The sequence below is a fragment of the Amorphus sp. 3PC139-8 genome (assembly GCF_040750475.1).
Taxonomy (GTDB): Bacteria; Pseudomonadota; Alphaproteobacteria; order Rhizobiales; family Amorphaceae; genus Amorphus.
Genome location: NZ_JABJVY010000023.1, coordinates 34,925 through 59,264, shown reverse-complemented (window position 1 = coordinate 59,264; position 24,340 = coordinate 34,925). Strand labels below are relative to the sequence as shown.

25 protein-coding genes are annotated in these 24,340 nt (G+C 67.1%); 24 read left to right on the top strand and 1 reads right to left on the bottom strand.

What is annotated here, in order from left to right:
* Positions 1-2 precede the first annotated feature (2 nt).
* From HNS03_RS19225 to HNS03_RS19175, 11 genes are all read left to right on the top strand, one after another.
* Complete coding sequence (locus HNS03_RS19225) at positions 3-425, top strand: DUF2958 domain-containing protein (RefSeq protein ID WP_367197680.1); 423 nt, start codon at positions 3-5, stop codon at positions 423-425.
* Between the two features lie 72 nt (positions 426-497).
* Positions 498-2,237, top strand: a complete 1,740-nt coding sequence (locus HNS03_RS19220; protein ID WP_367197679.1) for a ParB/RepB/Spo0J family partition protein — start codon at positions 498-500, stop codon at positions 2,235-2,237.
* Positions 2,238-2,347: 110 nt separating this feature from the next.
* The gene (locus HNS03_RS19215; protein ID WP_367197678.1) at positions 2,348-3,169 is read left to right on the top strand and encodes a hypothetical protein; all 822 of its coding nucleotides are present in this window, start codon (positions 2,348-2,350) and stop codon (positions 3,167-3,169) included.
* Positions 3,170-3,245: 76 nt separating this feature from the next.
* The gene (locus HNS03_RS19210; RefSeq protein ID WP_367197676.1) at positions 3,246-3,902 is read left to right on the top strand and encodes a HEPN domain-containing protein; all 657 of its coding nucleotides are present in this window, start codon (positions 3,246-3,248) and stop codon (positions 3,900-3,902) included.
* A gap of 617 nt (positions 3,903-4,519) precedes the next feature.
* Entirely contained in the window at positions 4,520-4,852 is a 333-nt protein-coding gene (locus HNS03_RS19205) for a DUF736 domain-containing protein (protein WP_367197674.1), read from the top strand.
* Positions 4,853-5,029: 177 nt separating this feature from the next.
* Positions 5,030-5,260, top strand: a complete 231-nt coding sequence (locus HNS03_RS19200; protein ID WP_367197672.1) for a helix-turn-helix transcriptional regulator — start codon at positions 5,030-5,032, stop codon at positions 5,258-5,260.
* Positions 5,253-5,816: a S26 family signal peptidase gene (locus tag HNS03_RS19195; protein ID WP_367197671.1), complete on the top strand. Its 564-nt coding sequence runs from the start codon at positions 5,253-5,255 to the stop codon at positions 5,814-5,816. Before HNS03_RS19200 ends, HNS03_RS19195 begins: the two co-directional genes overlap by 8 nt.
* On the top strand, positions 5,804-6,454 hold the full coding sequence (locus HNS03_RS19190; RefSeq protein WP_367197669.1) for a lytic transglycosylase domain-containing protein: 651 nt from the start codon (positions 5,804-5,806) through the stop codon (positions 6,452-6,454). Before HNS03_RS19195 ends, HNS03_RS19190 begins: the two co-directional genes overlap by 13 nt.
* A 255-nt stretch (positions 6,455-6,709) precedes the next feature.
* Positions 6,710-7,072 carry a hypothetical protein gene (locus HNS03_RS19185; protein ID WP_367197668.1) on the top strand — a complete coding sequence of 121 codons (363 nt, stop codon included), beginning with the start codon at positions 6,710-6,712 and terminating at the stop codon, positions 7,070-7,072.
* Between the two features lie 355 nt (positions 7,073-7,427).
* On the top strand, positions 7,428-9,407 hold the full coding sequence (rlxS, locus tag HNS03_RS19180) for a relaxase/mobilization nuclease RlxS (protein ID WP_367197666.1): 1,980 nt from the start codon (positions 7,428-7,430) through the stop codon (positions 9,405-9,407).
* Positions 9,408-9,655: 248 nt separating this feature from the next.
* Complete coding sequence (locus HNS03_RS19175; RefSeq protein WP_367197665.1) at positions 9,656-10,867, top strand: DUF3644 domain-containing protein; 1,212 nt, start codon at positions 9,656-9,658, stop codon at positions 10,865-10,867.
* Positions 10,868-11,163: 296 nt separating this feature from the next.
* Here HNS03_RS19175 and HNS03_RS19170 read toward each other — a convergent pair whose 3' ends face one another.
* On the bottom strand, positions 11,164-11,778 hold the full coding sequence (locus HNS03_RS19170; protein ID WP_367197663.1) for a hypothetical protein: 615 nt from the start codon (positions 11,776-11,778) through the stop codon (positions 11,164-11,166).
* 283 nt (positions 11,779-12,061) lie between these two features.
* Here HNS03_RS19170 and HNS03_RS19165 point away from each other — a divergent pair, with 283 nt between their 5' ends.
* Genes HNS03_RS19165 through HNS03_RS19105 form a run of 13 tightly spaced genes read left to right on the top strand, consistent with a single transcriptional unit; the run spans position 12,062 to position 24,202 of the window.
* Entirely contained in the window at positions 12,062-14,110 is a 2,049-nt protein-coding gene (locus HNS03_RS19165) for a conjugal transfer protein TraG (RefSeq protein WP_367197662.1), read from the top strand.
* A 9-nt stretch (positions 14,111-14,119) separates the two neighbouring features.
* Entirely contained in the window at positions 14,120-14,539 is a 420-nt protein-coding gene (locus HNS03_RS19160) for a CopG family transcriptional regulator (RefSeq protein ID WP_367197661.1), read from the top strand.
* Complete coding sequence (trbB, locus tag HNS03_RS19155; RefSeq protein WP_367197659.1) at positions 14,536-15,516, top strand: P-type conjugative transfer ATPase TrbB; 981 nt, start codon at positions 14,536-14,538, stop codon at positions 15,514-15,516. Before HNS03_RS19160 ends, trbB begins: the two co-directional genes overlap by 4 nt.
* A gap of 17 nt (positions 15,517-15,533) precedes the next feature.
* Positions 15,534-15,860 carry a TrbC/VirB2 family protein gene (locus HNS03_RS19150; RefSeq protein ID WP_367197658.1) on the top strand — a complete coding sequence of 109 codons (327 nt, stop codon included), beginning with the start codon at positions 15,534-15,536 and terminating at the stop codon, positions 15,858-15,860.
* A complete protein-coding gene (locus HNS03_RS19145) occupies positions 15,857-16,120 on the top strand; it encodes a VirB3 family type IV secretion system protein (protein WP_367197657.1) in 264 nt (87 codons plus the stop codon). The genes HNS03_RS19150 and HNS03_RS19145 overlap by 4 nt, the downstream gene beginning before the upstream one ends.
* The gene (gene trbE, locus HNS03_RS19140) at positions 16,114-18,573 is read left to right on the top strand and encodes a conjugal transfer protein TrbE (protein ID WP_367197655.1); all 2,460 of its coding nucleotides are present in this window, start codon (positions 16,114-16,116) and stop codon (positions 18,571-18,573) included. The genes HNS03_RS19145 and trbE overlap by 7 nt, the downstream gene beginning before the upstream one ends.
* The gene (gene trbJ / locus HNS03_RS19135; RefSeq protein ID WP_367197654.1) at positions 18,570-19,298 is read left to right on the top strand and encodes a P-type conjugative transfer protein TrbJ; all 729 of its coding nucleotides are present in this window, start codon (positions 18,570-18,572) and stop codon (positions 19,296-19,298) included. The genes trbE and trbJ overlap by 4 nt, the downstream gene beginning before the upstream one ends.
* Before the next feature lie 21 nt (positions 19,299-19,319).
* A complete protein-coding gene (trbL, locus tag HNS03_RS19130; protein ID WP_367197653.1) occupies positions 19,320-20,642 on the top strand; it encodes a P-type conjugative transfer protein TrbL in 1,323 nt (440 codons plus the stop codon).
* A 3-nt stretch (positions 20,643-20,645) separates the two neighbouring features.
* A complete protein-coding gene (trbF, locus tag HNS03_RS19125) occupies positions 20,646-21,341 on the top strand; it encodes a conjugal transfer protein TrbF (protein ID WP_367197651.1) in 696 nt (231 codons plus the stop codon).
* A complete protein-coding gene (gene trbG, locus HNS03_RS19120; protein WP_367197650.1) occupies positions 21,338-22,363 on the top strand; it encodes a P-type conjugative transfer protein TrbG in 1,026 nt (341 codons plus the stop codon). Before trbF ends, trbG begins: the two co-directional genes overlap by 4 nt.
* Entirely contained in the window at positions 22,363-23,616 is a 1,254-nt protein-coding gene (locus HNS03_RS19115) for a TrbI/VirB10 family protein (RefSeq protein ID WP_367197649.1), read from the top strand. The genes trbG and HNS03_RS19115 overlap by 1 nt, the downstream gene beginning before the upstream one ends.
* Before the next feature lie 14 nt (positions 23,617-23,630).
* Entirely contained in the window at positions 23,631-23,864 is a 234-nt protein-coding gene (locus HNS03_RS19110; RefSeq protein ID WP_367197648.1) for a DUF2274 domain-containing protein, read from the top strand.
* A 26-nt stretch (positions 23,865-23,890) separates the two neighbouring features.
* Positions 23,891-24,202, top strand: a complete 312-nt coding sequence (locus HNS03_RS19105; RefSeq protein WP_367197647.1) for a DUF736 domain-containing protein — start codon at positions 23,891-23,893, stop codon at positions 24,200-24,202.
* Positions 24,203-24,340: the final 138 nt, after the last annotated feature.

Here is a 24,340-nt window from a genome sequence, read left to right as displayed (position 1 = left end):
CCATGATCCTGATCCCCGACGACATCCGCCAGCGCCTTCTCGCCAACGGCGCCGCCGAGCGCGAGACCGACCACGTACCCGTGGTCAAGCTGTTCGACCCGACCGGCGCGGCCACGTGGCTGATCACCGAGATGATGCCGGACGAGCGCGACATCCTGTTCGGGCTCTGCGACCTCGGCTTCGGCTGTCCCGAGCTTGGCTATGTCAGCCTTGCCGAGCTTGAGAGCGTCAAGGGACCGCTCGGCCTCGGCATCGAGCGCGACCTCCATTTCGCCGCCCGCTTCTCGCTCTCCGTGTACGCCGAGGCGGCGCAGATCGCGGGCCGCGTCACCGAGGCCGAGCGCGTGCTCGCGCAGGCTGCCACCGCGCTCCGCACCCGAAACCCCGAACTTCCGCCCGAAAAGGCGGGGCCGACGCGCCGATAGGCGGCGCACGGCCCCGCCCGTGGCTTGGGCTTCCGGCGGGGCCGTCGAACCCAAGGCCCAAGGAGAGTGACCATGCAACTGCAACACATCCCCCTCGACAAGCTGGACGTCTCCGCGTTCAACATGCGGAACGCCAAGCGCGAGCCGGACGTCTCCGACATCCTGCCGAGCGTCCGGGCGCGCGGCATCCTGCAGCCGCTGCTGGTGCGGCCCAACGGCGAGGATGAGCGCTTCGAGATCGTCGCCGGGCGTCGGCGCTACTTCGCCGCCAAGGCGGTCGCCGAGGAAGGCGGCGAGGTCGAGCCCGTGCCCTGCGCCGTGATGGAGCCGGGCGATGACGCGGGGGCGCTCGAAGCCTCGCTGATCGAGAACGCGGCCCGGCTCGATCCCGACGAGATGAGCCAGTACGAGACCTTCGTACGGCTCACGAGGGAAGGGAAGTCGGTGGCCGAGATCGCCGAAACCTTCGGCATCACCGAGATCATGGTGAAGCGCCGCCTCGCCCTCGGCAACCTGATGCCGAGGATCAGGGCGGCCTACCGCAAGGGCCAGATCGACGCCGAGACGGTGCGCCATCTCACCCTGGCCTCGAAGGCGCAGCAGAAGGACTGGCTCGCGCTCTTCGCCGATCCGGAGCAGTACGCGCCGCGCGGCTTCCAGTTGAAGCAGTGGCTGTTTGGCGGCCAGTCGATCCCCACGTCCGTCGCGCTGTTCCCGGTTGAGGACTATCCCGGCCAGATCGTCGCCGACCTGTTCGGCGAGGACGCCTACTTCGCCGACGCCGACCTGTTCTGGCAGAAGCAGAACGAGGCCATCGCGGCGAAGCGGGACGCGCTTCTGGAAGCCGGATGGACCGAGGTCGTGGTGCTGGAGCCTGGCCAGCACTTCCACACGTGGGAGCACGAGAAGACCCCGAAGAAGAAGGGCGGCAAGGTGTTCATCGCCGTCACGCACCGGGGCGAGGTCGAAATCCACGAGGGCTGGCTTTCCCGCAAGGAGGCGCGCTGCGCGGCGAAGAGGGCCGCGTCGACCGACGCGGACGGCGAAGCGATCGAGGCCGCCACCGTCGCGCGGCCCGAGGTCACCAAGGCGATGCAGAACTACCTCGACCTGCACCGCCAAGCCGTGGTGCGCCTCGCGCTCGTCGCCCATCCGGGCACGGCGTTGCGGCTCATGGTGGCGCACGCCGTCGCGTCGTCGGGGCACTGGCAGGTGAAGCCCGAGCCGCAGCAGGCGCGCAGCGACGCCATCGCCGAGAGCGTGACGAACAGCCCGGCGCAGCAGGCCTTCGACGCCGAGCGGCAGGCGGTGCTGGCCCTGCTGGACCGGCCCGACTACCACCGTTCCGTCACACAGCCGGGTTACGACGCCTATCCCACGGCGGTCGTGTTCGCCAAGTTATTGACGCTGTCGGACGAGGACGTGCTGCGCATTGCCGCCTGCGTCATGGCCGAGACCTTGGAGGCGGGCAGCGCCGTGGTCGAGGCGGTCGGCAACCATCTGGCAGTGGACGCGGGGCAGCACTGGCAGCCCGACGACGCCTTCTTCGACATGATCCGCGACAAGGCCGTGCTCAACGCCATGCTGGCCGAGGTCGCGGGCAAGCGGTGTGCCGACGCCAACGTCGCGGAGAAGGCGAAGACGCAGAAGAAGATCATCCGTGACTGCCTCGACGGCGCGAACGGCCGCGTCAAGGTCGAGGGCTGGCTGCCCGGCTGGCTGGCTTTCCCGGTGCGTCCCTGCACCGGCAGCGGCACGCTCGGCACCGCCGACGAATGGGCGCGGGTGCAGAACCTTTTCGATGGCGAATGACCCGTCGCGGGCGGCGGCCTGCTAGCCGCCGCCCGCTCTCATCCCAATCCTGGCCAAGCATAGTGTATTCTCTTGTCTCATCGGGTCGGCTTTGATGAGTCTATGCCAAGATGCCAAATGACAGTCCGTTCACCCGCCCTACGATTATCGCTGGCGCCAATCTGCTGACAAGCTTCACGCACAGTGAATTCGATAATCTAATGCTTCAGTTCGGTTTAGAAGGCCAAATTACCTCCGGCACCGGGGTATCCAAGCAGGTAAAGGCGAATGAGCTAGTACGCATCGCGCTTTCTGGAGAGTCGCAGGTAGTCGAGAGTGCCGAGGGGAGTATGAGTCTCTCGGAGGCGATTGTTCGGATGGCCATCACCGTTGCGCCTGGTGCGTGGCATGGCACTGACTGGCAGTCGTTTTGTAGCGGCTTGGAGCGTGATGGATTTGTCCTTGAAGAAAACGACGAGGACTGGACGCTGCACCTTCGTCGCATGCTGCCGACCGTCGCGGAGGTTCCAGAGGCAAACGACGAAGTCCACACCCTGCTAGAGCATTATGGCTTCACCGTACCTCTCGGACATTTGCGACAGGCGATCAATGCACATGGCCGGGGCGAATGGGCATCGGCGAATAGCCAGATGCGGAGCTTCCTCGAAGGCCTGCTGGACGAGATCGCGGAGCGGTTGGCACCTGAGAGAGCCGCAACAACCTCGGGCGGCCACGGCCGCCGCGCATTACTCGCGCATCTCGATCCACCGTTCTTAAGCGTCGCATTGAACGAGTGGCGGGATGATCAAAGGGCCGGGTTCTTCAACGGATTATTTAATCGATTGCATCCCGAAGGAAGCCACCCGGGCCTCTCGGACGAAGAAGACTCGACGTTCCGCCTCCATATCGTATTGATCGTGGCACGTTTATTACTGAGACGCTTCACGAGCTGATTTTGACATCGCTAAACTGTTGCCCCGGCAATGCTGGCGGGCCGATCGCGCGATCCATTTAGATGGGATGGACTCAATGCCTTCAGGAGCTTTCACGAAGTTTGAATCCAATATGTTGGTCGATGTAAGTCGGATGGTAGAGAGCCACGGCCAGCTCAATGACGATGGCCCAGGTCGACGTGGCCTCGGTCATATTACCCGTGGCGGCGTGCTTCTGCTATGTGCCGCTTGGGAGCTCTATCTTGAGGAACTTCTCATTGAAGCTGTCGAAATATGCATTGCACGCTGTGCCGATCCGGACGTTCTTCCTGAACCCGTCAAGCACACGATTTCGGACTATGTTCGTGCGTCGAAACACCACTTCAAACCGTTGGCCATGTCAGGAGACGGCTGGCAGACGCTATATCTGGAGATTGCCCGAGAGCATGTCTCTGCACTGAACACGCCGAAGCGACACAATATTGACGCCATGTTTCTTAAGCTGATCGGGCTTGCCGATCTCTCGGATAATTGGTCCGTCGGCCCCGACGCAGTGAACGACTTTGTATCTGCGAGGGGTGATATTGCGCACCGTGGTAAAGATGCGGGCTACGTGACGATTAATAGGCTGCGAGACGAGTACATTCCTCAAATATCCCGTACCGCAATCGAGTCGGACAATTTTGTTTCCCTCTACCTTAGAAATTCATTTGAGCCGCGCCGGTATCCTTGGAATAGACGCAACATTGGATGACGGCGCAGTCGTAGGGCGCGCCGTCAGGTCGCAGCGCACCGTTCATTACCAGGAATTGGCCCAGTGCTTAGCTCCATACTCTGCACCGGAGATCGGGTCAAAGCTGTGTTGCCGGTTCTTGAAACCAAGGCTCCGGCGAGGTCCGCCGGACGCGATGCCAGCCATCCACTCCGCGTATCGGACGCCTTTTCCCGCAGCAAAGTTCGCGGATCGATATTCCCCGGGCTATGCCGGGCGGTTGTAGCTGTTGGCTAGCAAACGCCGAGGTGGAGCGGGTTTGCGATAGCCCTCGTCGCCCGTCCCGAGCCCGAGATTGATCGAACCGGCTGCCTTCGGTCGTGATCCTCCATCGTTGCAAGCGCCCATGCGCCTGCTCCGGCTTGTGGACCTATGGCGCTCCCCGTTCCGGCGAAACCGGCTCCGGCGACTATTTTCCCCGCCCGCCTACGCGATGCTCCGGCGGGCTTCCTCGCGCCCGCTGCGCTCCAAAATAGCCGCCGCCGCCGGTCCTCCGCTGGCGCTCCGGCCCTTCGGGTGCGCCGGTCCGGGGCCCGCCATGGACGGTCCGCCGTAAGCAGGGCGATGGGCGCCCTGCACGATCGAAGGAGGATCGAACAATGGCAGCCATCGGATACGTCAACCGCCAGTCGGACGGGTCCTACAAGGGCTTCATCAACACCCTCAGCATCCGGCGCAGCGTCGTGCTCCTGCCGAACCGCGACAAGGATGCCGACAACCAGCCCGACTTTCGGGTCTTCACCGATGACCGCGACCGGGTTGAGCTCGGCGCCGGCTGGAAGCGGGTGGGCCAGAACTCGGGCAACAGCTATGTCTCGCTGAGCCTGGCCGCACCGGAGTTCGGGCCGCGCAAGCTCTACGCCAACCTCGGCCGCGCCGCCGGGCAGGACGATCCCGACACCTTCGCGATCATCTGGAACCCGGTCGATTGACGGCCGCCGCCTCGGCCCCGCGCCCCTCCGGGCGCGGGGCCTTTCGCCTGTCCCGGAAGGGGGCGAATTCCCGAGCGGCCGTTTTCGCCGGTCCCGGCCCGCCCCTTCGCGCGCCCATCCTCGCCGTCATCGGCGCGACCTCGCCGGTCGCGCGCTCCGGACGCCGAGGTGACGACGATGAGCGACGACGAACACGAACGCGCCGCCCGCGCGAAGAAAGGCAGCCCCTTCCTCAATACCGCCCAGGCCGCCCACTACGTGGGCCTGTCGGGCCGCACGCTCGAGAAGATGCGCGTGACCGGTGGCGGGCCGAAGTACCGCAAGCACGGCCGCTACGTCCGCTACCACATCGACGACCTCGACGCGTGGTCGGACTCCCGGGCCAAGGGCTCGACCTCCGATGCGTGAGGATCGGCTCCTGTTGTCCGGCGCTCTGCGGCCGACGCGGCGCCGGCGCGGGCGTCGCCGCCCGCGCGTCCCGCTCGCCCTCGCGAGCATCGGGCTCGCGGCGATCGGCTTCGCAACACTCGTCGAGCCGGCGCCGCGTCTCGTTTGGAACACCAGCGCGAGCGCGCCCGTGGGGCTCTACTGGGTCAGCCGCACGGCTCCGGCACGCGGCGATCTGGTGCTCGCCACCTTGCCGCCCGACGCCCGCCGGCTCGCGGCCGACCGTGGTTATCTGCCCGCCGGCGTGCCGTTGGTGAAGCGTCTAGTGGCGATTGCGGACGATGTCGTCTGCGCCGTCGGCGATGCCGTCTTCGTCAACGGCACGTATGTCGCCACGCGTCGCAATCGCGACTCCTTCGGCCGTGTGCTGCCGCGCTGGATCGGCTGTCGCACGCTCGCCGCCGACGAGCTGTTCCTGCTGATGGCAGATGTCTCCGGCTCGTTCGACAGCCGGTATTTCGGGCCGGTGCGGTGCGCCACGATCATTGGGAGGCTCGTGCCGCTATGGACCGTATGACCGTCCAGGTGCTGGGCATGGTTGCCGTCGCGACCCTGGCGTGCCCGTCCTCCGCCGTCACCGAACCGGCCGCCATCAAGCAGCGGCTCGACCGCTGGCAGCCCTTCATTGCCGAGGCCTCCGCCCGGTTCGCCGTCCCGGCACTCTGGATACGCGCGGTCATCCAGGCCGAAAGCGCCGGGCGAACCATGCTCGACGGCCGTCCGATCACTTCATCCGCCGGTGCCATGGGCCTCATGCAGGTGATGCCTGACACCTACGACGAGATGCGCCGGCGACATGGTCTTGGTGGCGATCCGCACGACCCACGCGACAACATTCTGGCCGGGACCGCCTACCTCCGCGCCCTGTACGAACGCTTTGGATTCCCCGGCCTGTTCTCCGCCTACAACGCCGGACCCAGGCGATACCAGGAGCACCTGACCGACGGGCGGTCGCTGCCGCGCGAGACCCGTGCCTACCTCGCGCGGCTCGATCCGTCACGCCTGGCAACCAAGGTCGACGGCATCGCGGAACCGGATCGGCGTCTCTTCTTCCCTCTGCACGCGACGGTGACGGACGGTCGCGCGTCTTCGGAGGCTCTGGCCTCGCAGAGGCTGTTCGTCCCCTTGCGCACCGTTCCGGACAGAGAGCGATGAATCGCGGTGGCGCGGACGGTGCCCTGTCGGAGAGAGAGGGCCTCGTCTCGGTTGTCCCAGCGTACCAGCCAGGACGAAGCGCCCGTCAAGGATGCGCGGTCCCCCCAAAATGCTCCACGCCGCGTTCGCTCCGTTCCGCATTTCGGCTCCCCCGCGCCCCGCTGGCGCGGCGCCTGCGGCGTCCTTGACGGCCGCTTCGCCGGCCGATGCCAGGGTCCGTCCTCGATGAGGAGGACGGCAGCCATGGAGGTTCCGATGACCACGCTTCACACGCATCCGCACGCCGCGTTCGACCGCTTTCCGCAGCTCCGCCGCGACCTGATCGCCGAGTTCGGCAGCGACGGAATCGACGCCGTCGTCGAGCATTTCATCGCCGCCGAGCGGGCCGATTTCCACTGGGACGGACGCATCGCGGAGATGAATTTCGCCGTCTGGGAGAGCCTGGACGACGAGGACGAGACGTTCGAGCGGGTGGCGATTCTCGGCTACTTCCGCGCCTGCTACTACGTCGCGATTTGCCTCGTCGGCGGAGACCGGCACGTCCATTGGATGCTCGGTCTGCGCCATTTCGAGAGCTTCGAGAGCGCCGAGCAGGCTTTTTGGGCGGGTGGCGGATGACACCGCCGACCGCCTCGGGAGCGGTACCGCCTGGTGCCGCTCCCGATGTCTTCATGCGGTGATCCCAGCCAGCGCGGGACCCGTCGCCCGAGCCGAGGTTCGATGAGAGATCGCAGGTGATCGCAGGAGGGACGGCAGGTGGCCCGGAAGCCCGGTAGGGCAAGATAAAAGGATGGCGCCATGAGACGCCTATGTCGTTGTCTGCACATCGTTTTCCCTGGCGCCATGCCCGTCCAGGATGGCGCCAGTGCGGGCGTAAGTCCTTGGTCTGCCGCGATCTTCATGGCGGCGGCTTGCGGCTTCGGCTGGCCGCCGTCTACTCGTGGATCACGATGCAACATGACCGGCGGCGATCATGAAGGATGACGACTTCACGCCGAGGCTCGGCCGGATCCGCAGCCGCGGCAGCAAGCGCGGGCGTCGCTACCTGCACCAGGTGCTGCGGTCGATGGCGCTTGCCGGCGGCCGGTCGTCGCCGAGCCGCGGTACCTTCCAGGGCAACCGCATCGGTCGTGGGTCCGGCGTCGGCCGGGTGCTCGCCGCCCGCGACCGGTACGCCGCCTACCGGGCGCGCCGGGTGATCGTGAAGTCGCGCATCGTGAAGCTGACGGGACAGGGGCGGAAGGCGGCCCAACTCCATCTGCGCTACATCCAGCGCGACGGTGTCACCCGCGAGGGGTTGCCCGGCGATCTGTACGACGCCGAGTCCGATCGTGCCGACGGCCGGGCGTTCCTCGAGCGCGGCGAGGGTGACCGGCACCAGTTCCGCTTCATCGTCTCGGCCGAGGACGCCGCCGAGTACGACGAGCTGAAAGGGTTCACCCGTCGGCTGATGCGACAGATGGAGGACGACCTCGGCACCCGGCTCGATTGGATGGCGGTCGACCACTACAACACCGGCCATCCCCACACCCATGTCGTGCTGCGCGGCCGCGACGACCAGGGGAAGGACCTCGTCATCGCCCGCGACTACCTCGCCAGGGGCATGCGCGAGCGGGCGGCGGAGATCGTCGGCCTCGACCTCGGGCCGCGCTCCGATCTGGAGATCGAGCACCGCCTGCGCTGGGAGGTGGAGCAGGAGCGCTTTACCAGCCTCGACCGCGGCCTGCTGGGCGACATCGGCGAGGACGGGCTTGTCCGGTCTGGCACCGCGGCCGGCGACGCCTTCCGCCAGACGCTGCGCGCCGGCCGGCTGCACAAGCTCCATCGCCTCGGACTCGCCGAGGAGATAGAGCCGGGCCGGTGGCGGCTGGCCGACGACCTGGAGCCGGTGCTGCGCCGGATGGGCGAGCGCGGCGACATCATCAAGACCATGCACCGTGAGATGACCCGCGAGGGTCGGGACAGGGCGACCTCAGAGTACGCCATCCACGACCCGGCCGACATGGACGCGCAGCAACTCGTCGGCCGCGTCGTCGCGCGCGGTCTCTCCGACGAGATCAACGACCGCCACTACCTGATCGTAGACGGTGTCGACGGCCGCGCCCATTACGTCGATATCGGCAGGGCCGACACGACCGAGCCGTTGCCGGACGGTGCGATCATTGCGATCGCACCGAAGCGGGCCGCGCCGAGAGACGTCGACCGAACCATCGCCGAGATCGCCGCCGCGAACGACGGGCAGTACAGCGTTGACATCCACCTGCGGCACGACCCCACGGCCACGGCCGCGTTCGCCGAGACCCACGTGCGACGGCTCGAGGCGATGCGGCGGCGGGACATCGGCGTCGACCGCCAGCCGGATGGCACCTGGACGATCGCGCCTGATCATTTGGATCGGGCGGTGGCGTACGAACGAAGCCGGGCACGGGCGAGCCCGGTCATCGTCGCGATGCTGTCCGCGGTGGCGCTCGACCGGCAGGTCGGCGCCGACGGCGCGACCTGGCTCGACCGGGAGTTGCTCGCCGACACGCCGACCAGCCTCCGCGACGCGGGCTTCGGGCGCCAGGTACGCCAGGCGCTCGACCGGCGCCGGCAGTGGTTAATTGAGCAGGAGCTTGCCCGCCAGGAGCAGGACCGGATCGTCTACCACGCCAACATGCTCGGTCTCCTGCGCCGACGCGACCTGACGCGGGTCGCGGACCAGCTCTCCAGCGAGCTTGGACTACACTACGTCGAGAGCGAGACCGGCAAGCCGGTCGAGGGCATCTACCGCCGCCGGCTGGATCTCGCCAGCGGCCGGTTTGCTTTGATCGAGAAGTCGCGTGAGTTCGCGCTGGTGCCGTGGCGGCCGGTGCTGGAGCGCAACCTCGGCAAGCAGGTGTCCGGTATCGTCCGCGGAGAAACGATTTCCTGGTCGTTTGGGCGCAAGCGGAGCGGTCCGGGCATCTCGTAGGATTGCGATCAGGCTCGTAGGCGTGCCCGCTGTCGACCCCGAAGCAGCCCTCCGAACCTGGCGTGCCCGCGCATGCTCGTGTCTCATAGCGGCTGTCCGAGAACGTCCAGTGCGGAGCAGCCATCCAGGCGTTATACCGACCATCCTACTCCTATTGCCCGATCTGTCAGTAAGTGACCGGTTGCGTTCGTCAGAAGTTTGACCACTCCATAGCCGTAGTGTTAGCTCCCTTCTCGGAGAAAAGGGCGATGGCAGACGAGGCGAAACCAAGAAGAATCAAGCGGCGGCGCGGTAACACCCTCGAGCGGTGGGAGGTCGAGATCGTCAAGGGGATGATTCATCGCGGGGGCGGCTTCACGAACGATCAGGACATTCTGGCCTACTTCACCCGCCCGACCCGCTCCATTAACCACCGACTCATAGGAGAGATCAGGGCGAGGACGAAGCACAAGAACGTCAAGCCTGCTTCCGACGAAGCCCTCGACGAGTTCCTGTCGACTTGGCCCGATGTCGACCCCGGAACAGGCTTGAGCGCCCGAGGCGACGAACTCCTGATCAAGGCCCGAGAAGCTATGATCGCCGCAGTCCACACCTTTAACTCCGCCGGACTGATGTTCCGCGCCGAACTCTTCATCACGACCGCCATCGTCGCCTGGACCTACTTGCTTCACGCCTACTACAAGCGCGAGGGCATCCCCTACAAATACAAGGGCAAGCAGACGGCCCACGGCGCCGACCGCTACTGGGATCTGAGCCAGTGCATCAGCACGGGCAAGTGCCCGCTCTCCGAGGGAGCGAAGACGAACCTTCGCTTTCTCATCGAGCTACGGAACGAGATTGAGCACCAGTCGACCAGCCGCATCGATGATGCGGTTGGCGCTGAGCTCCAGTCATGTGCCCTGAACTTCAACGATGCACTGAAGGGGTTCTTCGGGAAGCAGTTCGGTCTTGAGAAGCGACTGCCGATCGCTCTCCAGTTCGTGTCGTTTGGGCCTGACCAGCGGAGCAGCTTGAAGACGGCGTCCTCACTGCCCCTGCACGTCTCGTCCTTCATCAGCGCGTTTGAGCATGGACTGTCCGACGACCAAGTTAAGGACCCGGCCTTCCGCCTCAAGGTCGCTTTCGTGCCCGTCGCCGCGAAGAAGGCTGCCGGCTCTGATGTCGCGGTTGTTACCGTGAAGCCTGGCAGTGATACGGCACAGGAGGTCGGCGAGGTGATCTTCAAGGAGGTGAACCGGGCGCGGTTCATCAGGAAGGACGTGCTCGCGGCAGTCAAGGAGGCTGGTTTCCCGAAATTCGGCCCCGGGGACCACACGAAGCTCATGCAGGAACTCGACGCAAAGAACCCAGCGAAGGGATACGGTTGCCAGGGCGATTACAAGAACACGTGGGTCTGGTATGACCGCTGGATCGAGCGGGTTCTGGAGCACTGTCGGCAGGAAGGGGCTCGCTACCGGTGACTTCGGAAACTCGCAGAACGGCTGTGGGTGATCACCACGAGAGAGCGTTCGCCTTGAATTGATGCCCCAGCCCTGACGAACGGATTGCTCAGCCAGGATCGGGCAATTCTCTGGCAACGGCAGAGCTGGTAATCGGTCCTTACGAGCATTGAGGCGGAGCGCAGCGAAAGCCCGAAATCCACCCATTTCCGACAATCTTCCCAACAAGGAACGACCTCTTTCAGGCAAGCGTTGGGCTTTCTAGCTCCGCGTAAGGCAAAACTCTTCATCGTTTGCAGCCGCTGAGGAGGTATTAATCAGCTACCTTTTGCTGCTTCGACGGCAATAGTTTCCCGAGAGCGCTCCTGGAGGGCCGGGTCAGCGAGGATCAAGGTTGCGATAGGCCTTCGTACGCCGGCGCTGACCGGGTTCGGCCGAAATTCAAGATAAGCGTTCTTGCGGCTGTAAAAGGCCCCCGTGTCGCCCCACACCCATTCCCGTTCGCTCCTCTGGTTCGGCGCACCGTAGTCATTGAGGAGCTTGGCTTCCAGTGTCGGTATGTCGGGGCCACCAGGCAGTACATCGTATACGATCTTGATCGCCCGCGGACCTTCTGGCGTTGGTGCGAACGTGACTTGAGCCTCGGCCGCTTCACCTCGCGCCCGAACCATCCGTACACCTGCGTAGTCCCGCCCTGGGATCAGCTTGCGCTGCGCCTGCATGATTGCTTGCTCGAAGGACGGACCACGGACGACACTCTGAGTGATGAGATCACTCTTGGTCGCGGCCGCTTGGATCTTCTCCACGGTCGCTCCAAGCCTGAACCCACTTACCTGGTACGCGCTCGAATCTGCGGCTGAGGCCTGCGTGGCATCCGCAGCCACGACAGCGGTCCAGATGATGAGACCGAGAAGGGCTGATCGCGCCTTCATTTACCAGCTCCCTCAATGCAAATCTTGCCTACCGAATCCCTCTTCCGCGGCAACCGTCTGCCGTCTTCGAACTCGGATGTCGTTTAGGTGAGGATTTTACCCCGTCCTCGATTTCAGTTCCACGTTTCGCTCGGCCAGCTACGCTCTTATTACCCCTACTTGGCAAGCGCAGAAGAGAGCGTAGATCAGCGTAAATAAATGCGATTTTCGATTCCGCCGGTCTGAGGAATCCCTTGGGGCGTGACGCGACGCACAAGTCGCGCCGACGTGTGGACTCAAGGGCATGACACCGACCAAGCTCCTCATCGGCCAGGCGCTCATCGTCTTCGCCATTGTGATCGGCGGGGTGTGGGCGACGACGCAGTGGACCGCAGCGATGCTCGGCTACCAGCCGCGGCTCGGCGCGCCCTGGTTCGAGCTCCTGCACTGGCCAGTCTACTATCCCTGGCGCCTGTTCGAGTGGTGGTACGCCTACGAGCCTTACGCGCCGGACCTGTTCCGGCGCGCGGGCCTGCTGGCGGGCGCCAGCGGACTGCTCGGCACTGTCGTCGCGGTTGTCGGCTCGCTGTGGCGGGCGCGGCAGAGCCGGTTCGTCACCACCTACGGCTCCTCGCGCTGGGCGACCCGCAAGGAGGCGCAGCGGGCCGGGCTGTTCGAGCCGCGCGGCGTGTTCCTCGGCAGGCTGGGACGCGAGTACCTGCGCCACGAGGGCCCGGAGCACGTCATGGCATTCGCCCCGACACGCTCAGGCAAGGGCGTCGGTCTCGTGATTCCTACGCTGCTCTCCTGGACCGGCTCCGCGGTCATCCACGACATCAAGGGCGAGAACTGGCAGCTCACGGCGGGCTGGCGGTCTCGCTTCTCGCACTGCCTGCTGTTCAACCCGACCGATCCGCGCTCGGCCCGCTACAACCCGCTGCTGGAAGTCCGCAAGGGGCCGCACGAGGTCCGCGACGTCCAGAACATCGCCGACATCCTGGTCGATCCGGAGGGCATGCTGGAGCGGCGGAACCACTGGGAGAAAACCAGCCACACGCTGCTGGTCGGCGCCATCCTGCATGTCCTCTATGCCGAGGAGGAGAAGACGCTGGCCCGTGTCGCGAGCTTCCTCTCCGACCCGCGCCGGTCCTTCGAGCACACGCTGCGCGCCATGATGGCGACCAACCACCTGGGTACGCCGCAGAACCCGGTGGTCCATCCCGTGGTCGCCCAGGCCGCACGCGAGGCGTTGAACAAATCGGAGAACGAGCGCTCGGGCGTGCTGTCGACCGCCATGAGCTTCCTCGGGCTCTATCGAGATCCGACCGTCGCGGCGACTACCGCCGCCTGCGACTGGCGCATCGCCGACCTGGTGGACGCCGAGCGGCCGGTCTCGCTCTACCTGGTCATCCCACCGTCGGACATCTCCCGCACCAAGCCGCTGGTGCGACTGGTCCTGAACCAGATCGGGCGGCGGCTGACCGAGCGCCTGGAAGGCAGTCCGGATAAGCGCCGCCGGTATCAACTCCTCATGATGCTGGACGAGTTCCCGGCGCTCGGCCGCCTCGACTTCTTCGAGACGGCACTGGCCTTCATAGCGGGCTATGGCATCCGCGCCTACCTGATCGCGCAGTCCCTGAACCAGATCTCCAAGGCCTACGGCGAAAACAACGCGATCCTCGACAACTGTCATGTCCGGATCGCGTTCTCGTCCAATGACGAGCGCACGGCCAAGCGCATCTCGGACGCGCTCGGCACGGCGACCGAGCTGCGGGCCCAGCGCAACTACGCGGGCCACCGGCTCGCTCCCTGGCTCAGCCACGTCATGGTCTCACGCCAGGAGACGGCGCGGCCGCTGCTGACGCCGGGCGAGGTCATGCAGTTGCCGGCCTCGGACGAGCTGGTACTCGTCTCGGGTCTGCCGCCGCTCCGCGCCAGGAAGCTCCGCTACTACGAGGACGGCAACTTTGCCGCGCGGGTCACGGACGCACCGGCGCTGACCGAGGACGGTTACCGCGATCGGCCGGCGCCGCGCCAAGACGACTGGACCGGACAGGTCCGCGGGACCGACAGCCGTCTCGCCGACGCGGCGGACCGCGAGCTCGGCCTCGCCGACGCGGACGACGAGGGCGGGCTGCAGCACCAGCGCCATGCCGGCATGCCCGAGCCCGAGGTGTCGAAGCCCATCGAGCCCGCGCGCCAGAGCGACCTCGATCTCCTGGACGACGAGGCCGACGCGCCCGCCCAGACCAAGACCATGGACCGCGCCCGCCGGCTCTCGGCCGTCACGCGCGCCTACGGCATCGACGGCGACCCGGGCCGGCGCGACGACGACTTGCTGCCGGGCTTCTGAGGGGTCGCCATGAAGCCACGCCATCACCTCTATCTCGACGACGAGCTGACGGAGCAACTCGAAGCGCTGGCCGCCAAGCCCGGCTCGTCCAAATCGGCGATCGTGTCGGACGCGCTGCGCAGCTTCCTCGCGCGGCGCGGTGCCAACGAGGTCGATGATCGCCTCAGGGTCCGGCTCGACCGGCTCAGCCGGCAGCTCAACCGGATCGAACGCGACCAGCAGATCCTGCTGGAGAGCCTGGCGCTCTTCGTCCGCTACTACCTCACGGTGACGGCGCCGCTTCCCGAGGCGGACCAGGAGGCGGCGCGTGCGCTCGGCCAGGAGCGCTTCCAGGCCTTCATCGACCAGGTCGGCCGCCGCATCGCCGGTGGCCGGACGCTGGCGGGCGAGGTGCTGGCGCAGACGTCCGAGGAGGAGACCGAGCCATGAGCGGCACCAACGGGCACGCGGAAAGCCGCCAGCGCCGCCGCACCATGCTGCGCACGGCCATGGGGCCGGCCATCGGTGCCGCGCTCTCTGATCCTTCGGTGATCGAGGTAATGGTGAACCCGGACGGCAGCCTGCGCCTCGACCGGCTGGGCGAGGGCAGGGTCGACACGGGCGAGCGCCTGAATGCGGCCGAGGTCGAACGGATCATCCGCCTGGTGGCGAGCCACCTGCGTGTCGAGGTGCACGCCGGCAACCCGGTGGTGAGCGCCGAGCTGCCGGAGACCGGCGAGCGCTTCGAGGGACTGCTGCCGCCAGTCTCGACGGCGCCGTGCTTCGCGATTCGCAAGCCAGCCGCCAAGGTCTACACGCTCGAGGACTACGTCGCGGACCGGGTGATGATGCCATTGCAGGCGGACGCTCTGCGCAGGGCCGTCCGCGAGCGGCGCAACATACTGATCGCCGGCGGCACCAGCTCCGGCAAGACCACGCTTGCCAACGCGCTGCTGGCCGAGATCGCGCGGGCCGACGAGCGGGTGATCCTGATCGAGGACACCCGCGAGCTGCAATGCGCGGCGCCCGATTGCGTGGCCCTGCGCACCAAGCCCGGCGTCGTGGGCCTCGCCGACCTGGTGCGCTCGACCATGCGGCTTCGGCCTGACCGGATCATCGTCGGCGAGGTCCGCGGGCCGGAAGCCCTCGACATGCTGAAGGCCTGGAACACCGGTCATCCCGGCGGCATCGCCACGGTTCACGCCAATGCGGCCCATTCGGCGCTCTACCGGCTGGAGCAGCTCATCGAGGAGGCGGTGGTCACGGTACCGCGCCGGCTGGTCGCACAGGCGATCGACCTCGTCGTCTTCATCCGCGGCCGGGGCGAGGGACGCCGCGTCGAGACCATCGCCGAGGTCGAGGGGCTCGACGCACACGGCGACTACCGGATCGTCGAGCTCTCGCCGGCTCGTCTCCAGGCCCTGTGAACCCGAGGAGCAGGCTCATGCGCCAACGTTGCTATCGATATCTTGCACTTCCCGCCTTCGCCGCGGTCCTTGCCGTCTGCCTCGCGACGCCGGCGCTTGCGGCGGGCTCCGGCATGCCGTGGGAGGCACCGCTGGAATCGATCCTGCAATCGATCGAGGGACCGGTGGCCCGCATCATCGCCGTGATCATCATCATTATCACCGGCCTGTCGCTCGCCTTCGGCGACACCTCGGGCGGCTTCCGGCGGCTCCTGCAGATCGTCTTCGGCCTCTCGATTGCCTTCGCGGCGACGAGCTTCTTCCTGACCTTCTTCTCCTTCGGCGGCGGGGCGCTGGTCACATGACGGAGCACGTCGAAGGCTTCGAGGTGCCGCTGCACCGTGCGCTCACCGAGCCGATCCTGCTCGCCGGCGCGCCGCGCACCGTCGCCATCGTCAACGGCACACTCGCGGCGGCGCTCGGCCTCGGCCTCCGGCTCTGGATCGCCGGACTCCTGGTCTGGGCGATCGGCCATTCTCTCGCGGTGTTCGCGGCGAAGCGCGACCCACAGTTCGGCCAGGTGCTGAGCCGCCATCTCCGGCACAAGGGATGGCTCGGATGTTGAACCTCGCCGAATACCGCGGCAAGCCACAGCGCCTCGCCGATTACCTGCCCTGGGCGGCACTGATCGTGCCTGGGGCCGTCCTCAACAAGGACGGCAGCTTTCAGCGGACCTTCCGCTTCTGCGGTCCCGACCTGGAGAGCGCGACTGAGCCGGAGTTGGTCGCCACCTGTGCTCGACTCAACAACGTACTGCGGCGCTTCGGCTCGGGCTGGGCGCTGTTCTTCGAGGCCGAGCGTCATCCGGCACCGGGCTACCCCTTGTCCGAATTTCCGGACCCGGCCTCCTGGCTGGTCGACCGCGAGCGCCGTGCTGCCTTCGAACGCAGCCATCTTGACGGAGAGCCGGATCGGCATCGCCGAACGCACTTCGAGAGCAGCTATTACCTGACGCTTCTCTATCTCCCGCCATTCGACCAGGTGAACCGGGCTGAGCGGGCGCTTCTGGAGACGCCGCCCGACGAGCGCGGGATCGACTACCGCGACCATCTCGAGGCCTTCATCGCCGAGGCCGATCGGGCGCTCGATCTCCTCTCCGGTCTGATGCCTGTCTGCGCGCCGCTCGACGACGCCGAGACGCTGACCTACCTGCACGGCACCGTCTCGACCCGGCGCCACCCCGTCGCGGTGCCCGAGACGCCGATGTATCTCGACGCCGTGCTGGCCGACACGCCGCTCGCCGGCGGACTCGAGCCGATGCTTGGAGAACGGCATCTCCGTACCGTCACGGTGCTGGGGTTCCCCAACACCACGCGGCCGGGACTGCTCGACGACCTCAATCATCTCGGCTTCGAATATCGCTGGGCTACGCGGTTCGTTCCGCTCGACAAGACCGCGGCCAACAGCGCGCTCACCCGTCTGCGCCGGCAGTGGTTCGCCAAGCGCAAGTCGATCGCCGTGCTCATGCGCGAGGTGCTCTACAACGAGCCAGCACCGCTTCTCGACTCCGATGCTGACAACAAGGCGGTCGATGCCGACGCGGCGCTCCAGGAGCTGGGCGGCGACCACGTTTCCTTCGGCTACATGACCGCAACCGTCACGGTCTGGGATGAGAGCCGGGCCGGGGCCGCGGAGAAGGTCCACGCGGTCGAGCGCGTCATCAACGCGCGCGGCTTCACGACCATCCGCGAAACAGTCAACGCCGTCGAGGCGTGGCTCGGAAGCCTGCCGGGGCACGTCTACGCCAATGTCCGTCAGCCGCTGGTTCACACGCTGAACCTCGCGCACCTCGTGCCGCTGTCGGCGGTGTGGGCGGGGCCGGCGCGGAACGAACATCTCGACGGCCCGCCGCTGCTGCTTGCCGAGACCGGCGGCACGACGCCGTTCCGTCTTTCCACCCATGTCGGCGATGTCGGGCACATGCTGGTGGTGGGCCCGACGGGCGCCGGCAAGTCGGTGCTGCTGGCGCTGATGGCCCTGCAGTTCCGACGCTACGCGGGTGCCCAGGTCTATGTCTTCGACAAGGGCGGCTCCGCCCGCGCCGCGGTGCTCGCCATGGGCGGACGGCATCACGCGCTCGGCATCGGCGGTGCCCTCGCGTTCCAGCCGCTCAGGCACATCGACGATCCTGTCGTCCGGAGCTGGGCCGCCGAGTGGGTCACCGGCCTGCTCGCGCACGAGAAGGTCATCCTCACCCCGGAGGTGAAAGAGGCCGTCTGGTCGGCGCTCGGCAACCTCGCCTCGGCGCCGCCGGCGGAGCGCACCATTACGGGGCTCTCTGTCGTCCTGCAGTCGAATGCCCTGCGGTCGGCACTCGCACCCTACACGCTCGAAGGCCCCTACGGCGCGCTGCTCGACGCCGAGGAGGACGAGTTGACGCTGGCCGACGTGCAGTGCTTCGAGATGGAAGAGCTGATGCAGGAGGCGGGCGCTGTCCTGCCGGTACTGACCTATCTCTTCCACCGCCTGGAGGCGCGGTTCGATGGACGGCCGACGCTTCTGGTCCTCGACGAGGCGTGGCTCTTCCTCGATAACCCGCTGTTCGCCGGGCGCATCCGCGACTGGCTGAAGACGCTGCGCAAGAAGAACGTCGCCGTCGTCTTCGCGACGCAGTCGCTCGCCGACGTCGCGGGCAGCGCCATCGCGCCGACGCTGATCGAGTCCTGCCCGCAGCGCGTCTTCCTGACCAACGACCGGGCCATGGAGCCCCAGAGCCGGGAAGCCTACGAGCGCTTCGGTTTGAACGCGCGCCAGATCGAGCTGATCGCCGCCGCGCAGCCGAAGCGCGACTACTACTTGCAGTCCTGGCGCGGCAATCGGCTGTTCGAGCTGGGCCTCGAGCCGGTAGCGCTCGCCTTCTGCGCAGCCTCCCAGCCAGCCGACCAGGCACTGATCGACCGCGTGCTGACGGAGGCCGGACCGGAAGGCTTCGCGGCTGCCTGGCTTCGGGCGCGGAACCTCTATTGGGCGGCCGACCTGCTGCGCGACTTCCCCGGTACACAAGGAGATCAACTATGAAACGCCATCTCGGGGCCGCTTGTCTGGCGGCCTGTCTCGCTCTTGCATCGGTTCAGCCCGCGCACGCCCTGTTCGGAGCCGGCGACGTCGTGTTCGATCCCTCGAACTACAGCCAGAACGTCCTGCAGGCCGCCCGGGCGCTGCAGCAGATCAACAACCAGATCCGCGGCCTGCAGAACCAGGTACTGATGCTGCAGAACATGGCGAAGCACCTGGAGCGCCTCGACTACTCCTCGCTCGGCGCGATCCAGGCCGCGCTCGGCCGGATCAACCTGCTGATGGCGCAGGCCGAGGGCATCGCATTCCGGGTCGACCGCACCGAGCAGGAGCTCGCGCGGCTCTACCCCAAGGAATACGCGGCGACCGTGACCACCGACGAGCTCGCCCGCGATGCGCGCGGCCGCTGGGAGCATTCGATGGACGCGCTGCGCCTGACCATGCTGGTGCAGGCCGAGGTCGTGCAGAACGTCGAGACCGACAGCGGCGAGCTCGCGCGGCTCCTTGCCGAGTCCCAGGCCGCCATCGGCAGCCTGCAGGCGCAACAGGCCACCAACCAGCTTGTCGCGCTCTCGACCAAGCAGCAGCTCCAGACCCAGGAGTTGGTCGCCGCGCAATACCGGGCCGAGGCGCTGGAGCGCGCCCGCGCGGCCGCCGCCCAGGAGCAGGCGCGCGCGCAGTTCGACCGGTTCCTCGGCGACGGCAAGGCCTACACGCCGCTCGACTGAGGTAAGCGGGGCAACCGCGCCATGGACGACATCAATGTCATCGACCGCTTCACGCAGACCTTCGTCACCTACATCGACTCGGGCTTCGGTTTGCTCACGGGCGACGTCGCGTTCCTCACGTCCATCCTGGTCGCCATCGACATCACGCTCGCCGGTCTCTGGTGGGCGCTCGATGAGGGCTCGAACGTCCTCGCCCGGCTGATCCGCAAGGTGCTCTACATCGGCGCCTTCGCGCTCATCTTGAACAACTGGCAGTTCCTTGCCAGCACCATCTTTGATTCATTCTCGGGGCTGGGCTTGCAGGCGACCAACAACAGCCTCAGCGCCGGCGATCTCCTCCGACCCGGCTTTGTCGCCGGGACCGGCTTCGAGGCCGCCTATCCGCTGATCCAACAAGCTGGCGAGCTCCTCGGCTTCACCACCTTCTTCGACAACGCGGTAACGATCGTCGTGCTGGTCTTCGCCTGGCTGGTCGTGGTGCTCGCCTTCTTCATCCTCGCCGTCCAGCTCTTCATCACCATCATCGAGTTCAAGCTGACCACACTCGCCGGCTTCGTCTTGGTGCCTTTCGCGCTCTGGAACAAGACGGCCTTCCTCGCCGAGCGCGTGCTCGGCAACGTGGTCGCCTCGGGCATCAAGGTGATGGTGCTCGCCGTCATCATCGGCATCGGCACCACGCTGTTCGGCGATTTCATCGGCGCGCTCGACGGCGAGGAGCCCAGCCTCGAGCAGGCGATGTCCCTGGTGCTGGCCTCGCTCGCGCTGTTCGGCCTCGGCATCTTCGGCCCCGGCATCGCCGCCGGCCTGGTCTCCGGCGCGCCGCAACTCGGGGCCGGTGCCGCCGTCGGCACGGCCGGTGCGGTGGCCGGCGGCACGCTCGCCGGCGGCGCGGCCGCGGTCGGTATGACCCGCATGGCTGGCGCGGGCGGGTTGTCCGCCGTGCGCGCCGGCACAGCGCTCTCCGCCGGAACCGGCACGGCTTACGGAATGGGCAAGGCCGCGTCCGGCGCTGCCGGTGCGGCTGGCGTGGCCGCCGGTATGGCAGGTGTCGCGAGGGCGGGGGCCGGTACGGCCCGCGCCGCCGGCGCGCGGATGGTCGGCGGCTTCGCCGGGAGCGCGCAGCGCGGCCGCGCAGCGGCTTGGCGGGTAACCGGCGGCGGGCGGCCGGCAAGTGGAGCCGCAATCTCCTCCGCGCCGACCGGCGACGGCGGTGTTCCGACATGGGCGCGGCGCCTGCGCGCCGAGCAGCGCCGCCGCGCCCGCCTTCATTCGACCGAGCAGGCGGTCCGGGAAGGGGACCGACCCGGCGCCGGCGCCCATCCCGACCTGTCCGATAGGGAGTGAGCCATGTTTCGGCGTGCAACCAATCGCTATGGAGACACTCCCGAGCCGGTGACCCCGTACCAGAGGGCGGCCCAACTCTGGGACGAGCGCCTCGGCTCCGCCCGCGTGCAGGCGCGGAACTGGCGCCTCATGGCGGTCTTTTGCCTGGCGCTCGCTGTCGGCTTTGCGGCGGCGCTCATCTGGCAATCGGCGCAGAGCCGGATCACGCCCTATGTCGTCGAGGTCGATGAGCTCGGTGCCGCCCAAGCCGTGGCGCCCGCCGTCCAGCCCTACGAGCCCACCGACGCCCAGATTGCCCACCACCTGGCGCGCTTCGTGCGCAACGTCCGCTCGCTCTCGATCGATCCGATCGTCGTACGAAAGCGCTGGCTCGAGGCCTACGACTACGCGACCGACCGCGCCGCCCAGACCCTCAACGAGTTCGCCCGCGTTAACGACCCGTTCAAGGCGGTCGGCGAGCGCAGCGTTTCCGTCGAGGTGACGAGCGTCGTGCGGGCCTCGGACGACTCCTTCCAGGTCAAGTGGACCGAGCGGACCTGGGAGGGCGGCAGCTTCGCCAAGACCGAGCGCTGGACCGGCATCCTCTCCATCGTCATCCGCCAGCCGCGCGACGTGGCGACGCTGCGCAAGAACCCGCTCGGCATTTACGTCCACGGCCTCGACTGGTCGCGCGAGCTCAACCCCGGAGAAACGCCATGACTCCCATTCGCAGCCTGCTGTGCGGCGTGTCGGCGCTGGCGCTCGCCGCCTGCGCCGCCAAGGGCACGCCGCCCCCAGAGATCACCTACGACACCGGCGACTTCATGCCCGCCGCCGTCGAGCCGGAACCGCCCAGGCCGGTCGAGATCGTCGCGGTGCCCGAGCCATTGCCGTTGCCGGGACAGCTCAAGCCGGCGCCGAAAAACGAGCCGGACCCGACCGACGAGCGCCCGCCGACGGAGCGCGTCGACGACGCCAACACCGCTGCGCTGCTGGAACCGACTAAGGACGGCTACATCAATGCGGTCCAGGTCTATCCCTTCACGAAGGGCGCCCTCTACCGCCTGTATGCGTCGCCGGAGCAGGTGAGCGACATAGCGCTGCAGCCGGGCGAGGAGCTGGTCGCGGTCTCGGCCGGCGACACCGTGCGCTGGGTCGTGGGCGACACCACCAGCGGCACCGGCGAACAACAGCAGGTGCATGTGCTGGTGAAGCCGGTGGCGTCGGATCTCCGGACCAACCTCGTCATCACCACCGACCGACGGACGTATCACCTGGAGCTGGAGAGCACCGAGGCAACCTACATGGCCTCGGTCTCCTGGCACTATCCGCACGAGGAGCTGGTCTCCCTGCGCCGACAGAACGAGCGGGCGAGCGAGGCCCTCGCCATCGATCAGGGTCTTGCGCTCGAGCGCCTGCGCTTCCGCTACGAGATCACCGGCGACAACCCGCCGTGGCGGCCGCTCCGCGCGTTCGACGACACCCACAAGGTCTACATCGAGTTCCCGCGGCACATCGACCAGGGCGAGGCGCCGCCCCTGTTCGTGGTCGGCCCCGAGGGCGGGGCCGAGCTCGTCAACTACCGGGTCCGCGGCAACTACTACATTGTCGACCGGCTGTTCGCCGCGGCCGAGCTCCGCCTCGGCGAGGATCCCCAGCAGGTGGTCCGGATCAGCCGAACCGACAGGCGTCAGGCAAACGCGGCGCCAGCGCCGGCACCGGACGAGACGGAGGTTCGGTGATGTCGGACCGAGCCGAGTCGAGCGGCACGCCGCCGAAGAGCGACCCGGAGACGCTGACGTTGCGGGCCCGGCCGCGGTCCGTCACGCGGTTCAACCGCAAGGTCCTGATCGCGGGCGCGGCGCTCGGCTCGGCGGCGATCCTCGGCGCGACGCTGGTCGCGCTCGATCCGCCGACGTTTCGCGAGGACCGGCGCGGCGACGAGCTCTACAGCACCGAGCGCAAGCCGACCGCCGAGGGGCTGGCCGAGCTGCCGCATGACTATGGCGACATGCCGAAGCCGGCGCCCGAGCTCGGCCCGCCGCTGCCCGGTGACGTCGGGCCGCCCGTGGTTGACATGGAGCGCGACCTCGGTGTGGCGCCGCCGGGGGGCGCGGGCCCGGCGTTCCGCCCCGACCCGGAGGCCGATGCCGCTCGGGCCGAACGTCTGCGTCTCGCGCAGCAGGCACGGAAGGCACGCGAGTCGGAGGTCTTATTCCAGATCTCCGCACGGCAGGGGACTACCGACGCGGCGACTAGCTCGGCAGCAGGGCAGGGCAGATCAAGCTCACCCGTTGATGTCACGGACGCGCGAGATCGCCTCGCGCTCGACCCGGCGCGGGATCAGAATCACCAGGGCCGCAAGCTCGACTTCCTGAAACAGCGCGTCGACGACGAGGTCTACAACCCGCACCCGCTACAGGATCCCGTCTCGCCCTACGTGGTGATGGCGGGGACGTCGATTCCGGCGAGCCTGGTGACGGGCATCAACTCCGACCTGCCCGGACTGGTGGTCGCCCAGGTCACCGGGAACGTCTACGACACGCCGACCGGCCGGCATCTCCTGATCCCGCAGGGCGCGCGCCTGATCGGCGAGTACGACAGCGTCGTCGCCTTCGGCCAGAGCCGGGCGCTCGTCATCTGGAATCGCATCGTCATGCCGGACGGCTCCTCGATCGTGATCGAGAACCTGCCGGCGACCGATACGGCCGGCTACGCCGGTCTCGAGGACGAGGTCGACTACCACACCTGGCGGCTCATCGCCGGCGTCGCGCTCTCGACGCTGCTCGGCGTCGGCACCGAGCTGACCTTCGGCGAGGAGGAGGGCGATCTCCTCCGGGCCATTCGGGAGTCCGCCCAGCGCGATGCCAACCGCGCCGGCCAGCGCATCACCGAGCGCAACCTCAACATCCAGCCGACCATCACCGTGCGGCCCGGCTGGCCGCTGCGCATCATCGTCCACAAGGACCTGGTGCTGAGACCCTACCGCGGCTGACGAAGGAGATGCCCATGCCCGACCTGAAGCTGTCGAAGCTGCCCGACCGGACGCCGGTCAAGATCACCATCACGGTCACGCCCGAACTGAACAAGGCTCTCCAGGCTTATGCCGAGCTCTACCGCGAAGCCTACGGCAAGGCCGAGCCCGTGGCCGAGCTCATCCCTTACATGCTGGAGAGCTTCCTCGCCGCCGACCGCGGATTTGCGAAAGCACGGCGCGAGCGCTCTTCCCCCAAACGCGGCTGACCCGATCAACGGAAGGAGGCAGAGCCATGTCGATCATCGGAACATTCACCCCCACGAAGGATGGCGGATGGGCCGGGACCATCCGCACGCTCACTATAGACGTGAAAGCGCGCTTCGTGCCCAACGACAATCGCGAGAACGACCGGGCACCGGAGTTCCGGATACTTGCCGGACGCTCGGAGCTCGGGGCTGCCTGGCGCGAGAGCACGAGCGGGGAGAACACGCGGGACTATCTGCGTGTCCGTCTTGATGATCCGAGCTTAGCGGAGCCAATTTCGGCGGCGATGTTTGAGGCAGCGGACGGCCGAACTGCGCAGCTTGTGTGGGGCCGGCGGTAGGTCAACTGAACATTAAGGCCGTTCGGGCTCAGGTATCTTGGCAAATTCAACTTTCAACTGATCATGATCTACTTCATAGGCGGCGGCTACCTTAACGGCGCCCAAGCCGGCGCGCGTTGATTCCGAGGTGTAAACGTC